This is a genomic window from Flavobacterium sp. FlaQc-52 (genome assembly GCF_044007495.1).
GTDB lineage: Bacteria > Bacteroidota > Bacteroidia > Flavobacteriales > Flavobacteriaceae > Flavobacterium > Flavobacterium cupriresistens.
On the sequence record NZ_JBIPCV010000002.1, the window covers coordinates 401,090 to 417,330 of the forward strand.

Genomic DNA, 16,241 nt, shown 5'->3' on the forward strand with positions numbered 1-16,241 from the left:
ACTGTAAAAGGCAAACAACAATGTCATTTGCCTTTTGTAAAGTTATTGAATTAATTCTTATCTTGTTGTGTAACCACCATTTGCAAAGATAGTTTGCCCGGTTATCCACCAACCTTCAGTTACTAAAAATTCTATTAAGGGAGCAATATCATTAATATCGGTTAGCCCACCTAATGCCGATGCCGATTTGTGATAGGCAACCGCTTCGGGAGCTTCCTGTCCATAGAAAAAAGGAGTATCCATAGGTCCGGGTGCAACAGCTGTTACTGAAATACCTCTATTCCCAAATTCTTTAGAAGCAGCTCTGGTGAAGTGTTCTACCGGTGCTTTCATTCCTTCGTAGGTTGAATACAAGCCAGTGTAGGCAGCTAGTAAGGAAGTAACGATGGTATTGATTTTTCCATTGTCGTTTAATTTTTTCCCGGCTTCCTGAATAAAAAAATAAGCTACTTTAGAATTTATATCTGCCATGCTATCGTATTCCTCTTCTGTGGTTTCAACATAAGGTTTTTTTAATACTTTGCCAATTGTGTTAATAGCAATGTCTATACCTCCAAATTTTGCAATTGTTGCATCAAAAAATTGAGTAATGTTTTTAACATCAGTCATATCTCCTTGAAATAAAAATGCTTCACCTCCTTTATTTATGATCTCTGACAATGTTTGTTCGGCGTCTGCTTTGGTGCTTTCGCTGTTGTAATGTATTGCCATTTTGGCCCCTTTCGCTGCGAAATTGCGGCTTAATAAACCACCTAAGTTTTTTGCACCACCTGCTATTAAAACTACTTTTCCATTTAAATCATTTCGTATCATAATAATCGTTTTTTAATTATTTTATACGTCAAAATTGAGCAAATGAAATTGTTCTATCGTGGTGAACTTTTCGGAACTTTTGAAATAGGTTTTATTTTTTTAATTGCCGGCGAAACTCCCCGGCTGTTTTTCCCGTAAATTTTTTAAAAAACTTAGAAAAGTTGGAAGGATCGTAAGTTAATATTTTTGCTATTTCTGCAATAGATAAATTGGTTTCTGTCAGTAATGATTTTGCTTTGTTTACAATTTTTAAATCGTAAAAATGACAAGGATGATGTCCTGTTACTTCTTGTAGAGTATCAGAGAGATGCGAATGAGAAATAAATAATTTGCTTGCAATTTGATTGAGTTCCATAAAATCGGAAACTTTTCCTTGCACAACATCTTCTATATGTAGGTCTAAAAAATCGAAATAAAGTGCTGTAATTTCCTGACCTCTGTTTTGGCTATTATTTTGCGTCTCTTTCATACTGGATGTCAATTCAACATAGTGTTTTTTACAAAGTTATGAATAACCTTTTGGGAATTAATAACTTTGTGAGTAAAGATGCTGGTTTTTACCATTATGCACGAATTACACAGTACAAAAGTGTCTTTAAATTTAGCCCAAATTCCTAATCGCCCCGAACGGCTGTTATAGCCAGTTTTTATATTAGTTAATTAAGGTTTGTCTTACTTTGCATTAGTTTTTTTAGTTTTATAGCCTCTGTAAGGTCTATTCCGCCAGTAGCTGTTATAGTTTCGTATCCATAAAAGAAAGTTATTTTTATTTTGTCGGTAATTCTTAGAAGTTGGAGCATTGCTATTGGTCCTTCAGATACTGCTTCATCTTTAATATCAATTGTTTTAACTTCTGAAAGTTTATATGTTTTTGTTTTTGTCCAAAGAGGGGATAGTTTACTTAATTTTAATTCTCCATTACTAATACTTATTTCTCTTATTCCTTTTAGTTGCCATAGTAGTCCTCTTAGTGTAAAATAAACTACAGTTATGGATAATACCAAAATCATAATTCGACTTATCAAAGGTAAGTTGTCGGTGAAAAATAAGGTTTGAATAATTCCATTTGTAAATTGAAGTGTTATTAATGATAAGAAAATTATCAAGACCCAACTTCTCTTTTTTGGAGTAGATATAATTATTTCTGAATTCGTCTCTATAATTTCAGAGATCATTTTTTTTGGTTCTTCCATATTGTCTTGATATATTACAAAATTGGTGATAACGTTATGCCGCTATACTTGGTTGGGAATTAATGATTGCGGTTTTGTCCATTACGTACAAATTCTCCGCTGTTCGAATTCTCCCGACTTTGTACCCGCTCCAATGAGCTAAAAAAGTTGTAGCCGAATATAGCAGTGTGTGCGAAGTCAGGAGACTTCGCACAGCGATCGCAATATTGAAAGAACACTTCGAAGAGCTGGATAGAAGCTTAGTCTTGTTTAATAGGGATGTGTTTTTCTTTGCAATATTTTTCAATTTCAGAATCGTTCTCAAAATATAGATCACAAAATTCATCAAGTTCTTTTTCTGTTGATTTATAATATCTTTCTTCGGCGGTCATTAATTTTTCGGTTTGCTCGATAAATTTTTCAAATTCTTTATTTATTTTGCAAAGTTTATCAATAGTTTTAAAGTCTAAATCGCGATATTTTGCAGTAAAAAGAATTTTGCTTTGATAAGGATTTGCATCTAGTTTGATTACTCCGATTCCAAATGACTGATTTAGACGCTCTATTTCTTCATATAAGCTATCGCTAAACTCAAAAGCAACCAAGTATCCAAAATTTGCCCAACTCGAATTTGAAACAGCTTGGAAGAAAGCCTTTTTTAGTTCACTATCGTTATTAATTTCTCTTTTTAACTCATAAGAACTAAGTTTAAATGTATCGACTCGATTTATGGATTTTAAAAAATTTTGACTTGCCTTTGTCTGTAAGTTTAAAAACTTTATTCCAACCATATCTGGATGTGACCAAATCTGATTACTATCTTTTCCATTTGATTGTTCGTGAAAAATTGTTTTGGAATAAGTATCAGCGTTTTTTAAATAACTACTTAGAAGCTTATGCAAATCTCTTTCTTCATAAGTTTTTTGTTTTCCAGATGATTTAACATCGATTTGAGTTTCACTAAATAATAAGTCTATTCCAATATTTTGTTCATTTTTTGTTAAGTAATATAAATAGGAGCCGTTTTCTTGTTTTATTCGCTTGACTCTTGAATCACCATTCCTAATGAAGTCTCCTAAAGATGCAGAAATCGTAGAAGAAGGTGTTTTAGATGCCCCAAAATCAAAATATTTTTTTTCAACAATATTACTATGTACCGCAAGATAATTTGTTAATCCGCCAATATCCTCTAAGCTTTTTAAAACTGCTTCTTTAATAATCATTTCGTAAATTTTGTGTTTAATTTATTCTATTATTGCATACAACACTCAGGCGCTTGGCGCGGTTAAAGACTAAAGATGCTATTTCTGTTATTATTAAGAAATTTTCCGGATACAAAACTAACTTCAAATTCAGCCTAATGTCCAAATCTCGTGTAACGGCTGTTAACAGCAGTAAAATTATTTCTCTGGTATAACATTAGTTTTCTTTGCCTGATAATTAAAAGCAAAATTATTTGTCCACTTGTTAAAAAATATAAATAGCCCCAGAGTTAGTAGGATTGTCCCATTTATTATGAATTCGTATTCAAGTCCGAAATGAGAAACCAAGTTGCCCAACGAAAAAAATATTGTGTTAATAATTTTGATGTGAAACAGTCCAAAGCGGTTTAGCAATAGTGCAATAATGAAAACAATAAGCGCATTTAGCCAAAACATCTTCTTTTTTATTGTTAAGCCAAGTGAAATTAGAAATCCAAACAACAATCCAATTAATCCGGATAAATTTGTCCAAATTAAAAAATAAGCAATTCGACTTGAATAATTACCCTCTTTGTATAAGTGTTTTAGACTGCCTTCAAGTCCATATTTGTCTATTGATTTAATAATGCCTATGTCGTTGAGCATTGCAAATTGTCTGGCAGCTATAATCATAAAGAATGTCGCGACAAGATGTATTGCTATTAGAGGCCAATTAAATTTATGGGTAAAATTAGAGAATGTCATCTGTCGTTATCGTCTATTTGTTGCTATTAACCAGTACATATGTCTGACAGGACTTGGCTTATCACCTTAAATGAGATGGATAAGTCCAGTAATAGTTAGACTTTAGTTGGATGCGAATATATAAATATTTCGTTACAAATTATCAAAAGAGCTTTTGATTTGCGTGAATACTTTTGGCGTTTACAGGTGTATTGATTTCGGTAGTTTTACTAGTACTTTGTCCTGAAAGTTGTTGGTATATTTAAAACTGTTCAGCTTTCAGGGAAATGAATGACATAATGATAACGTAGCCAATGAAGAGGTGCAGGTTTTTAAACCTTAATTATTTATTCTGCTTAAATTTTCACCATTACAGTCCCACTAAGAATATCATGAAGGGCTCGTTTCTTTGAGCTCGAAAAAATAGTGATAAAAGAAAGCCAGCCGAACAGTAATTTGATGAAATATCGAATCAGCGCCTGGAAAATATTGATTCGTTTTGTGCTGTCGGAATTTTTTCTGACTCTTATGCTTTTTATGTTATTGCCTATTGTGCCACCAAAAGTAGTAGCTATTGGCTCGTATAGAAATAGAGCTACCAGTAAAACAGCTCTTAGCCAATCGGGTACATTTTTGAAATTAGATAGAATATCAGAGAAAATGATCATGCAGGCTACTATTAAAACCGAGTCAATTAGAATAGATTGTATTCTCTCGAGTAAAAAAGGGTATTTTTCGTTCATCGTTTTTTTTTGACGAATGTACTTATTTTAATGGTATTCACAGAACTTTTTTTAACACAACCAAGTGCCCTAGCCCTGATGGGAGCGGCATCCTTTTTCTTGCTTCTTTAGCAAGGAAAAGATAGAGCAGACAGCAGGAATCAGCTCCTGATAATGACACTTAAAGTACTGATATGCCATGAATGTCAGGTTTTAAAAATGCCATGTTGTCATATTTTTTTGGTGTGTCAATAGTAAACTGACAATTTACTTTGGTTTTTTATATTGGCACAAAGATTGACTTATGCCACATGAGTTTAAAAATTAGTATATCAAAAATAAATTATATAAAAAATGGGTAAAATAATCGGAATTGACTTAGGTACGACGAACTCTTGTGTTTCTGTAATGGAAGGTAATGAAGCAGTTGTTATTCCTAACGCAGAAGGAAAAAGAACTACACCATCTATCATCGCTTTTGTTGAAGGTGGAGAAATTAAAGTGGGTGATCCTGCAAAAAGACAAGCGGTAACTAATCCAACTAAGACTATTGCTTCTATCAAACGTTTTATGGGACAAGGTTTTGGTGAGGTTTCGGCTGAAGCAAAAAGAGTTTCTTATTCAATCGTAAAAGGAGATAACAATACACCACGTGTTGACATTGATGGTCGTTTGTACTCTGCACAAGAATTGTCAGCTATGACACTTCAAAAAATGAAAAAAACTGCTGAAGACTATTTAGGTCAAACAGTTACTGAAGCGGTTATTACTGTTCCTGCTTACTTTAATGATGCACAACGTCAAGCTACAAAAGAAGCTGGAGAGATTGCTGGTCTTAAAGTTATGCGTATCATCAATGAGCCTACTGCTGCTGCATTAGCTTACGGATTAGATAAAAAAGGAACAGATCAAAAAATTGCTGTTTACGATTTAGGTGGAGGTACTTTTGATATCTCTGTTCTTGAATTAGGAGATGGTGTATTCGAAGTATTGTCTACAAATGGTGATACTCACCTTGGAGGAGATGATTTTGACCACGAAATTATTGACTGGTTAGCTGACGAATTTAAAGCTGAAGAAGGTATTGATTTACGTTTAGATCCAATGTCTTTGCAACGTTTGAAAGAAGCTGCTGAGAAAGCTAAAATTGAATTGTCATCTTCTGCTGAAACTGAAATCAACTTACCTTACGTAACTGCTACAGCTTCAGGACCAAAACACTTAGTTAAAAAATTAACTAGAGCTCAATTCGAAAAATTAACTGATTCTTTAGTAAAACGTTCTATGGAACCAGTTGCTAAAGCATTAAAAGATGCAGGTTTATCTGTTTCTGATATTGACGAAGTTATCTTGGTAGGTGGTTCTACTCGTATGCCAAGAATTGCTGACGAAGTTGAAAAATTCTTCGGTAAAAAAGCGTCTAAAGGAGTTAACCCTGATGAGGTTGTTGCAATTGGAGCAGCTATTCAAGGTGGAGTTCTTTCTGGAGATGTAAAAGATGTATTGTTATTAGACGTTACTCCTTTATCTTTAGGTATTGAAACTATGGGTGGAATTATGACTATCTTAATTGAGTCTAACACAACTATCCCAACTAAAAAATCTCAAGTTTTCTCTACTGCTGCAGATTCTCAACCAACTGTTGAATTGCACGTACTACAAGGAGCTAGAGCAATGGCTGCTGATAACAAAACTATCGGTCGTTTTAACTTAGACGGTATTCCACCAGCACCAAGAGGAGTTCCTCAAATCGAGGTTTCTTTTGATATTGATGCTAATGGTATCATCAAAGTTTCTGCAACTGACAAAGGAACTGGAAAATCTCACGATATCCGTATCGAAGCTTCTTCTGGTTTAACAGCTGAAGAAATCGAAAAAATGAAAAAAGACGCTGAAGCTAACGCTGAGTCTGATAAAGTAGCTAGAGAAAGAGCTGAAAAATTGAACGAAGCTGATGGAATGATCTTCCAAACTGAGTCTCAATTAAAAGAGCTTGGATCTAAATTAGCTGATGATCACAAAGTTGCTGTAGAGTACGCTTTAACTGAATTGAGAATGGCTCACCAATCTCAAGACATTCCAGCTATTCAAACAGCTCTTGACAACATCAATGCAGCTTGGAAAACAGCTACAGAAGCGATGTACGCTCAAGGTGAACAAGGTCAACAAGCGGCTCCTCAACAAGAGCAGTCTCAAGGTGACAATGTTGAAGACGTTGAATTCGAAGAAGTAAAATAATTTACTCCGTAGAGACGCACTGCTGTGCGTCTCTTACATAAGAATAGTAAAACCGAGTCAGAAATGACTCGGTTTTTTTATGGCTTTTTTTTTAGATAGGTTTTTAGGTCGGGTATTCTGTTTATTTGAATTAACCCCAGCAGGTTACGGAAACTGGTTTGATTTGGTTGTGAAATATTTTTCTATAAATGTGGTTTCCCTCAATCTTATTGAGTTTTTTAGTGTTTTATTTGCGCAAAAATTAAATTATGAAAAAAAGATTAGGCCTGGTAGTACTGTTAGTAGCTGCTTTATTTACAGGATGTAGTGGTGATGCTGATGACAAAAAAGAAGACCAGGCTGGAATTGCCTCAGTTACAGCTACCATCAATGGTGTAGCGTGGAAAGCTACAAAAATCAACAGTGTTACTTTGATGAAAGTTCCGGGAGAAAATGGAGGACAGCGTTTTGATATCAATGCTGAAGATGGTTCGCAAAGACTTTTTTTAACGTGCGGAGGCGAGTTAACAGCCAATGATGCTATGCCGCTAAAAGAATATGTTTTTGAAGATTCAGGTTCTGAAGGAGAACAGATTAATATTAATGCACTGTTTTTGAACTATTATCTAATTGGTGGAGATTCTTTTGCGGAACATACACCTAAATCCGGAAAAATGACAATTACAGCTATGAATCCGGAGAAAAAGACAGTTTCGGGAACCTTCAGTTTTACAAATGAAAAAGGAGGTATTTTACAAACTAAAATCGTAACTCCGGATGTCTTTGAAGTTACTAATGGTGTGTTTACTGATTTGTCTTATACAGTTATTAAAGGAGAGTAAAGATATTTTTAAATGTAAAAACCGAGTCAGAAACGACTCGGTTTTTTTAGATATTATTTTTTTCGGGTAAAAATAAGATATTCTCCCTTTGAAGTATTTTCACTTTCAAGTTCTAATGTAGTTTCGTTAAGTTTTCTAATCAAATAGCTTTCTGGATCTCCATTAATTTGAATTGTAAGTTTATCATTTGCCAAAGTATAGATCCCAGTTTGAATTTGTGGAACTTCAGGTGAACATTTAAGCGGGCCTTCATCAACTTGCAAAATTCCATTGTCTAAATAACTGTATATGTCGTCTAATTCACAGGCATCTTGTTGTGCGGGATTCCCAAAGATTGTAAATGATTTCCATTTCCAGCTACCTAAGATAGACAAAGATTTATTCACATTTATTGGTAAGCTCCCTGAAAATGTGCTAAATTCATCATCATAAGTGTAATTCAAAGTACTGGTTATTGGTGTTGTACTTGGAGTACCAGTAATTTCAATGTTTAAATCCATTTTTCCTATGCTTTGATAAGAAGCGCTTTTTAATATCAAATTGGGATGATTTATGGAAAATTTAAAATTTTTAAATGTCAATAGATCTGCAGGCGAAAGAACAATTTGGCCATTTGAAGGTAATTCAAGTGTTTTGAATAAACTATAGTTGATTGTCGGGATGTTTTGATTCAACCAAAGTATTACGGTATTCATTTTATTAACACTATTATTAAATGAATCTTGAGATTTAAAAAGATTAATAATTACTGGTTTTGAATTATTTTTGTCACTTGTAATTAGTATTCTGTCCCGCGTGTTAATTGTTACTGTTTTAGTATTGTTTGACAGTAGATTTAATGGAGTGTTAGTATTGTCGGACTCTCTTTTTTTGATAATTTCAGCTTCTCTAAGATCTGCATCGATGGAGTTTAATGCTTCAGTTTGAAATCTTTTATGAGCTTTAATTGCATTATAAACTGCAAATGCCGCTAGTGCTACTCCTGCAAGTTTAACTAAGGTTTCTCCCGCGTAAATCATCCAGACAGCTGGTACAATAAGTAAAACATTTTTATCAAATGAAATGATTAATTTTAGCTGATTCAATATGTTTTTTCCAGCCAAATTATCAGTGTCATAAAAAGGATTATCAAAAAGGGATTGATTTACTTTATATAAAATTGCTAATTGTCTTTTTTCTTCTAATGATGCATTAGTTAAAAAGGAAGTAAAACGGGATATATTCTTTTTAGCGTCAATTCCTTCTTGAGAATCATCTAGTTTTTGGGAAGACTGGTTAAAATTAAAGATAAAACCTTCTAAAGTTTTTTCGGGCGTTTCTGTTAATACAACTTCTTTAACGTCGATTAGGATTGATTTATTGGCTAAAGCAGGTATTGTTAATTTATTTAATCCAATTGGAGTTGTATTTGTAATAAAAAGAAGGAGTTTGTTTTCTGCTGATTTTGTTAATTTAATTAATGCATTTCCAAATACCCCATCATACTCATCCATTAACAGATTAGTATCTTTTAAGTCAATAGTTATTAATTGTGAGCGAAAGGCTTCAATGGTAAAAGTGGCATCAGATACTTTTTCATTATCATTATCTTTTGAGCACGAAATTAGAATTAGAAAAAAGAATAGTGTTAAAAAGCTGGTTTTAAAATTTAGAGATTTCATGTTATTTTGGTTTTAAAAATTAGTTGAGTTGTTAAAACCTTGACATTTAGCAGGATATGATGTATAAAGGTAATTGTTTTTTTATTCAAACACTAAATCAAAATGACAATTGTCATTTCTCCTTCGAATTCTTTTTCGTAATATTACTGTATAAAACATTTTTGAATGCGAAAGATAAAATACAAGAAAGGACGCAAGCTGCAACACATTACGCTAGAGTACACGGGCTCTCACAAAGAACATCAATCAGAGATGCAACTTTTTGTCTATGACGATGCGGATGTTATTGAATACGAGAAATTTAGTATTTTGGCATTAAATACCTGTGTTGATTATACCAAGAATAACTGGCTGAACATTCATGGATTGAATGATATCAATTTGATAAAAACCATTGGAGCGCATTTTAAAGTTGATGATTTTCTTTTGGCAGATATCTTAAATACAACCAAAAGAACAAAGTTGCAGGAGCAACAAGATATTTTATTCTTCAATATAAAATCGATTTTGCCTTCAGAATATTCAGATAACATTAGTGTTGAACAGATTAGTTTTATTTTGAAAGACAACGTTTTAATTTCATTTCAAGAAAAGCGAAGTGATTTTTTTACCCATATACGCGAGCGTCTTCGTACCCATTCCGGGATTGTGCGAACAAAAAAAGTAGATTATTTGTTGTACTTATTATTGGATGCTGTAATGGAGAATTTCTACATTACGTTGGAAGATGAGGAAGATAAAGTAGAGGAATTAATCAATGAAACTAAAAAAGAAGCCAGACCTATTATTCTGGAAAAGATTGAAAACCATCGCGATAATTTAAATTTTTTGAAAAGATCAATTATTCCGCTTAGAGATTCATTATACTATTTGAAATCAATAAAAGATGACAATACGGATAACGGAATCGAAAAAGAAACCTTCAATTTTTTTATAAGACTGCATCAGAAAAGTTTAGAGCTTTTAGAGCAAATTGAATCCGATATGAGTTCATTAGAAAGTGCGTCTAATTTTTATTTTTCGGAGCAAAGTCGAAAAATGAATGAAATCATGAAAACCCTCACCATTATTTCGGCCATCTTTATTCCACTGACTTTTATTGTTGGAGTGTACGGAATGAATTTCGACAATATGCCCGAACTTCGGTACAAATACGGCTATCATTATGTCATGATTGCGATGTTTTTTCTTGTTATAGGTTTAATCGTTTATTTCAAAAAAAGACGTTGGTTTTAACGTTTATTTCGAAGTTAAAAATTTCGGGATAGACTACATTTGTTAAGTTAAAAAAAATAAAATATGAGTAAAGCGATATACATAGCTACAAGCGACCAAAATAGCGGAAAATCGATTATGACACTCGGTTTGATGAGTATTCTGATTGGCAAAACGGCAAAGGTGGGTTATTTCAGGCCCATTATTGAAGATTTTGTCGATGGCGAATCAGACAATCATATAGAAACAGTTCTTTCCTATTTTAATCTTGACATTAAGTTTGAAGAGGCCTATGCGATTACAAAAAGCAAATTAATTAAGAAGAAAAATAAAGGGAAAATAGGAGAGGTTTTAGATCTAATTATCGAAAAATACAAACGCCTTGAAGAACGTTTTGATTTTGTTTTGGTCGAAGGAACAAGCTTTACAGGAGAAGGAACCGCAATTGAATTGGACACCAATGTTCTAATCGCGAAAAACCTCGGAATCCCAACAATAATCATAGGATCCGGAATTGGAAAAACCTTGGACGAATTAGTAGACAGTCTTAATCTGGTTTACAATTCGTTTAAAGTCAAAGAAGTTGAAGTTTTATCGGTTATTGCCAATAAAGTGCAATTCGAAAATATTGAATTGGTGACACAAGGATTGCAAAAAAGCTTGCCGAGTACGGTTTTGATAAATACAATTCCGCTAATTTCAAGTCTGAACAATCCGACAATGCAGGAGATCGTCAATCAATTGGGTGCCAAAGTATTGTTTGGAAGTACTTATTTAAACAATCAGATTGGGCATTATAGTGTAGGAGCCATGCAATTGCATAACTATCTGGTTCACTTACATGATAACGCTCTGGTAATTACACCCGGTGATCGTTCCGATATTATTTTAGGAGCATTACAGGCAAATGAATCGGCGAACTATCCTTCGATTTCCGGAATCATCCTGACCGGAAATATAATTCCCGAAGAAAGTATATTAAAACTTATAGAAGGACTTTCGGCAGTAGTACCTATAATTGCGGTTGCTGAGGGAACATACTATATCACGAATAAAATAGGTAGTATCAGATCGGAAATTTATGCCAACAACACCCATAAAATTGAAACCTCGATTAGTACTTTTGAAAAATACGTTCAAATTGAAGCACTGTCTGAAAAATTAATCACTTTTGAAGCAGAAGGTATGACACCGAAAATGTTTCAATACAACATGGTTAAAAGAGCCAGACAACACCGCAAACACATCGTACTTCCGGAAGGAAATGACGAACGAATTATTGTGGCAGCATCAAGATTATTAGATATGGATGTGGTTGATATTTCAATTATTGGAGATAAAAAACAAATCGAAAATAAAGTCACAGAACTCGGAATTACTTTTGATTTTTCGAAGGTTACCATTATCAATCCGATAGAATCGCCACTTTATGAAGACTATGCCAATACCTACTACGAGCTTAGAAAAGCCAAAAACGTAAGTATTACAATGGCAAGGGATTTAATGGAAGATGTTTCATATTTTGGTACTATGATGGTCTATAAAGGCCACGCTGACGGAATGGTATCAGGAGCAGCGCATACAACACAACACACCATTTTACCCGCATTACAATTCATTAAAACAAAACCAAATTCTTCTGTAGTTTCCTCCGTATTTTTTATGTGTTTAGAAGATCGTGTTTCCGTTTTCGGAGATTGTGCGATTAATCCAAACCCAACGGCAGAACAATTGGCAGAAATTGCTATTTCATCAGCAGAGTCAAGTTTAGCGTTCGGAATTGAACCCAAAATAGCAATGCTTTCCTATTCGTCAGGATCTTCAGGAAAAGGGGATGAGGTTGATAAAGTAAGAGCTGCCACAGCAATTGTAAAACAAAAACGACCTGATTTAAAAATTGAAGGACCAATTCAATACGATGCTGCAGTTGATCTGACAGTTGGAAAAAGTAAAATGCCCGATTCAGAAGTCGCTGGACAAGCAAGTGTACTTATTTTTCCGGATTTAAATACAGGAAATAATACCTACAAGGCTGTTCAGAGAGAAACAGGAGCTTTGGCTATCGGACCAATGTTACAAGGTTTAAATAAGCCAGTAAACGATTTAAGTCGCGGTTGTACCGTAGATGATATTATAAACACAGTAGTAATAACAGCCATCCAAGCACAAGGATTGTAGTCAAGAAAAAAATGTTTCAGGTTTCAAGTTTAAGGTTCTATAACTTGAAACTTGAAACCTGAAACAAAAAAAAACTCAGCAAAATAAAATGAAAATATTAATCATAAATTCAGGAAGTTCATCAATTAAATACCAATTAATGGTTATGCCGGCAAATGAGGTAATTTGTACCGGTATGATTGACAGAATTGGTTTGGAAAGCTCCAATGTTACGTTTAAAACTTCAACTGCTTCCTATGAAGAAACAGTATCAATTCCAACCCATAAAGTAGGATTACAAAAAGTAGCCAATATGCTTTTAGATGCAGAAAAAGGAGTTATAAAATCAACTTCAGAAATTACTGCCGTTGGACATCGTGTGGTGCATGGCGGAAGTAATTTTACTGATACCGTAAAAATCGATGAAAAAGTAAAAGCCAAAATCAAACAACTTTTTGATTTGGCGCCCCTTCACAATCCAGCTAATTTGGAAGGTATTACCGTGGCTGAAGAAATCTTTCATACAGCAGATCAAATTGCCGTTTTTGATACCGCTTTTCATCAGACGATGCCCGAAGTAGCTTATAAATTTGCAATTCCAAATGAATTGTTGACCGAAAAAAGAATTCGAGTGTACGGTTTTCACGGAACAAGTCATAAATATGTTTCAGAACAAGCAATTAAGTATTTGAAAGGGATTCGACATGCCGCACAAAATATCATCACCATTCATTTAGGAAACGGTTGTAGTATGACTGCAATTAAAAACGGAAAAAGTGTAGATCATTCTTTCGGTTTTGGACCAACAAACGGTTTAATTATGGGTACCAGAGCCGGTGATGTAGATCAATCGGTGATTTTTTATATGGCGAACTCATTGGGATACAGTTTAGACGAAATAAATGAGATTCTTCAGAAAAAAAGTGGAATGTTGGGACTTACGGGTTACAGCGATTTGCGTGATATTGAAGCAAATGCCGAAAAAGGAGATAAGGAATGTCAATTGGCATTGTTCATGAATGCCTATCGTATTAGAAAGTTTATCGGTTCTTACACCGCAGCATTAAATGGTTTGGACGCCATTGTTTTTACGGCCGGAATTGGAGAGAATTCTTCGTACATGCGCAAATTAGTTTGTACGGATATGGAGTTTTTCGGAATTGAGATCAACGATGAAGAAAACCAGATTCGTTCCAAAGAAATAAGAGAAATCAACAAAACAACTTCTAAAGTTAAAGTTTTGATTGTCCCAACTGATGAAGAATACGAAATTGCCAATCAGGTATACCACTTGCTTCAAAACTAGGATGCTGTATTTAAAGATGAAATTATGCTTGCCCATGTAGAGTCACGTTTTTTAAGCTGCAGATTATGAGGGTCATGAGAAGGGTATCCAAATCATAGGTCTGATATTCTGATATTTTAAATGTCTAAACGGGCAAGCATAATGTTTTTTGCATTGAAATTTTAAGCGCAATACTATTTGTAAAGACTGTCCAATAAAAAAAAATCTTTAAGCCATCTTTGAAATAGGCTTTAGAAGGTTTTTTTATAAATAGGACAACCTAGTTTTTGTGCAGAAAAAAGTCAATCTGTATTTCATCTTTTACTTTTACCAAGCCAGCCATTCTTACCGGAGGTTCAAGTCCGATCTCGGAGAAGCTTAAATTTATAATGCCCTCAATTTTATTTCCCGAAGTGTTAAGTATAATGTCTTTGTATTTGAAAGTTTTATCTGTTATCAAAAAAGAAAGGTTGCATTTATAGTTTTTTCCGTATGTTCTTATATCGTAAATGGTTACAGAACTCGTAGGGTATTTTTTTACTTTTACCGTAGTTTGAAAGTCTTTAGTCATTATTCGGTGTCTGCAATCAAAGCGGAGCATCGGAATTTCTGCAACAATGTTGTTTCTTTTGTTTAGATTTAGAAAAATGGTGTCTTTTTTTAAGAGTGAATTATCACAATTATAATCTCCAATCGTTGATTTTCCACTGATTTTTATTTCAATCATTTTGATGATTAAAATGGTGTCATCAGGGTAAAAAGTGGGTCTGGCACTTCCTAAGACTAGAAAAGATACGAGACCCAACATTACAATTATAACTAACTTTCTCATTTTATTCGTTAAAAAGTAATAACGGCTTCAAATAGTACTCCGTTGAACTTTCCGCCAAAGAAATCGTTTGGAGTTCCATTGGCATTAAACTGACTGTAATCTTTATAGGTTTGGTTGATATAGCCAACCTTTGCAAGGATATTTTTGGTCATAAACCAGCCGGCACTGCCTTCAAACCTGTTCACAGAAACTTTTTTGGAGTCTGCATTGCTTAATTTGCCACTCACGGTATTGTATTTTCCTCCTATAAAGAAGTTTTCAGAAGAACCAAATCGGTAAACCAAATCGGCTTCATACTGGTTTGTAGTACGTTTTTCGTCATTACCTTTTTTATCTCCTCCAGATGCAAACTCTAAAGTTGCAAAGAATTCAAGCCCTTTGTATTTTACAAAAGGGTTAATCATATAAGAGGTGGCCCAGTTACCAAATGCAGGATTAAATCTTCCGGTGGTCTGGTTAGAAGCCGGGTCAAAATTATCGGCAATAGAGATAGGAGGAGTGGCCGGATTATTATCTTGATCAAATGACGAAGCGGCATGAGTCATAACACCTGTAAAGCGGCTTCCGGCTCTATCAGAAGAGTACAAATTACCGCTGGAGTTGGCCGTGTGATATAAAGAACCCGTAAGTCTGACTCTCAGATCAGCGTCAAGTTGTTTGTCATAACCTATTTTGGCAAGAATGGTAGGGCTAATGGTAGTGTTTTGATCCGGAGCAGCAGGGGTTGTTGGAGCAGGAACAATTTCTTTAACATTTTGATTCATTTTAGAATTGGTTACGCCAATCATACTGACAAAGCCACTTCGGATGTAATAAATCTCGGCACCCATTTCGGTTATAAAAGCATCCATGATATTGTTACCGATAAAAGGATTCATCAATGCATTTCCATTGTCGGATCTTCTAAAATGAGCATCACCATAATTGTTTTCCATTTGACCAATTTTGATAGTGGCGTACTGCATAAAATCGGACAGAAAATCTTTTTCGATAAAATCTAATTTGTCAATTTGTAAATAACCCCCTTTTACCCAGGTTTCGTTATGGTGCCTTGAAGCCAGATAAATATCTAAATTTACACGAACCCCGTCAAACAATTGAGCTCCAATAGTCATATTTGCGTTCGGTAAATTAAAATTATTTTCAAGATTATTTAGTTTGTATTGGTCAGCAGGATAGTTGTGATCATTAAAAGACTTTACCCCCTGAAACTGCAGTGCAAAAGCAGCTCCTAAATCAACACTCAATCCTTTAAACTTAACGCTGTCTTTTTTTACATCAAATTGATTGATTCCCTCTTTGTTACGTGGAATCAGATTTTGAATTTGACCGAATCTGTCCTGAGCTGTTACAGTAGCAATATGTATTAAAGTTATTACCAGAATATAAATTTTTTTCAT

General features: G+C 34.1%; 14 protein-coding genes. 5 read left to right on the forward strand and 9 right to left on the reverse strand.

What is annotated here, in order from left to right:
• Nucleotides 1–57: 57 nt before the first annotated feature.
• The 6 genes from ACHRV5_RS05515 to ACHRV5_RS05540 all read right to left on the reverse strand — a co-directional run bounded on the left by ACHRV5_RS05515 (nucleotide 58) and on the right by ACHRV5_RS05540 (nucleotide 4,653).
• A complete protein-coding gene (locus tag ACHRV5_RS05515) occupies nucleotides 58–813 on the reverse strand; it encodes an SDR family oxidoreductase (protein WP_395426050.1) in 756 nt (251 codons plus the stop codon).
• Nucleotides 814–904: 91 nt separating this feature from the next.
• Entirely contained in the window at nucleotides 905–1,282 is a 378-nt protein-coding gene (locus ACHRV5_RS05520; protein ID WP_395426051.1) for a helix-turn-helix domain-containing protein, read from the reverse strand.
• A gap of 187 nt (nucleotides 1,283–1,469) precedes the next feature.
• Nucleotides 1,470–2,006 carry a hypothetical protein gene (locus ACHRV5_RS05525; RefSeq protein ID WP_395426052.1) on the reverse strand — a complete coding sequence of 179 codons (537 nt, stop codon included), beginning with the start codon at nucleotides 2,004–2,006 and terminating at the stop codon, nucleotides 1,470–1,472.
• A 239-nt stretch (nucleotides 2,007–2,245) separates the two neighbouring features.
• Nucleotides 2,246–3,208, reverse strand: a complete 963-nt coding sequence (locus ACHRV5_RS05530) for a hypothetical protein (RefSeq protein ID WP_395426053.1) — start codon at nucleotides 3,206–3,208, stop codon at nucleotides 2,246–2,248.
• Nucleotides 3,209–3,385: 177 nt separating this feature from the next.
• Nucleotides 3,386–3,832, reverse strand: coding sequence for a hypothetical protein (locus tag ACHRV5_RS05535; protein WP_395426054.1), 447 nt, complete (start codon nucleotides 3,830–3,832; stop codon nucleotides 3,386–3,388).
• Between the two features lie 434 nt (nucleotides 3,833–4,266).
• Nucleotides 4,267–4,653: an RDD family protein gene (locus ACHRV5_RS05540; protein ID WP_082210615.1), complete on the reverse strand. Its 387-nt coding sequence runs from the start codon at nucleotides 4,651–4,653 to the stop codon at nucleotides 4,267–4,269.
• A gap of 333 nt (nucleotides 4,654–4,986) precedes the next feature.
• On the opposite strand from ACHRV5_RS05540, the gene dnaK reads away from it, so the two are divergent.
• Both dnaK and ACHRV5_RS05550 read left to right on the forward strand, forming a co-directional pair.
• On the forward strand, nucleotides 4,987–6,870 hold the full coding sequence (dnaK, locus tag ACHRV5_RS05545) for a molecular chaperone DnaK (RefSeq protein ID WP_047775908.1): 1,884 nt from the start codon (nucleotides 4,987–4,989) through the stop codon (nucleotides 6,868–6,870).
• A gap of 248 nt (nucleotides 6,871–7,118) precedes the next feature.
• Nucleotides 7,119–7,691, forward strand: a complete 573-nt coding sequence (locus tag ACHRV5_RS05550) for a hypothetical protein (protein ID WP_395426055.1) — start codon at nucleotides 7,119–7,121, stop codon at nucleotides 7,689–7,691.
• 53 nt (nucleotides 7,692–7,744) lie between these two features.
• Here the strand turns inward: ACHRV5_RS05550 and ACHRV5_RS05555 are convergent, their stop codons facing one another.
• Complete coding sequence (locus tag ACHRV5_RS05555) at nucleotides 7,745–9,352, reverse strand: lipocalin family protein (RefSeq protein WP_395426056.1); 1,608 nt, start codon at nucleotides 9,350–9,352, stop codon at nucleotides 7,745–7,747.
• A gap of 165 nt (nucleotides 9,353–9,517) precedes the next feature.
• Between ACHRV5_RS05555 and corA the strand changes: the two genes are divergently transcribed.
• From corA to ACHRV5_RS05570, 3 genes are all read left to right on the forward strand, one after another.
• The gene (gene corA / locus ACHRV5_RS05560; protein ID WP_047775903.1) at nucleotides 9,518–10,588 is read left to right on the forward strand and encodes a magnesium/cobalt transporter CorA; all 1,071 of its coding nucleotides are present in this window, start codon (nucleotides 9,518–9,520) and stop codon (nucleotides 10,586–10,588) included.
• Nucleotides 10,589–10,651: 63 nt separating this feature from the next.
• Nucleotides 10,652–12,745, forward strand: coding sequence for a phosphate acetyltransferase (gene pta / locus ACHRV5_RS05565; protein WP_395426057.1), 2,094 nt, complete (start codon nucleotides 10,652–10,654; stop codon nucleotides 12,743–12,745).
• A gap of 88 nt (nucleotides 12,746–12,833) precedes the next feature.
• On the forward strand, nucleotides 12,834–14,030 hold the full coding sequence (locus tag ACHRV5_RS05570; protein ID WP_395426058.1) for an acetate/propionate family kinase: 1,197 nt from the start codon (nucleotides 12,834–12,836) through the stop codon (nucleotides 14,028–14,030).
• Nucleotides 14,031–14,289: 259 nt separating this feature from the next.
• On the opposite strand, the gene ACHRV5_RS05575 is transcribed toward ACHRV5_RS05570, so the two are convergent.
• A complete protein-coding gene (locus ACHRV5_RS05575; protein ID WP_047775899.1) occupies nucleotides 14,290–14,841 on the reverse strand; it encodes a hypothetical protein in 552 nt (183 codons plus the stop codon).
• An 8-nt stretch (nucleotides 14,842–14,849) separates the two neighbouring features.
• Nucleotides 14,850–16,241, reverse strand: coding sequence for a hypothetical protein (locus ACHRV5_RS05580; protein WP_395426059.1), 1,392 nt, complete (start codon nucleotides 16,239–16,241; stop codon nucleotides 14,850–14,852).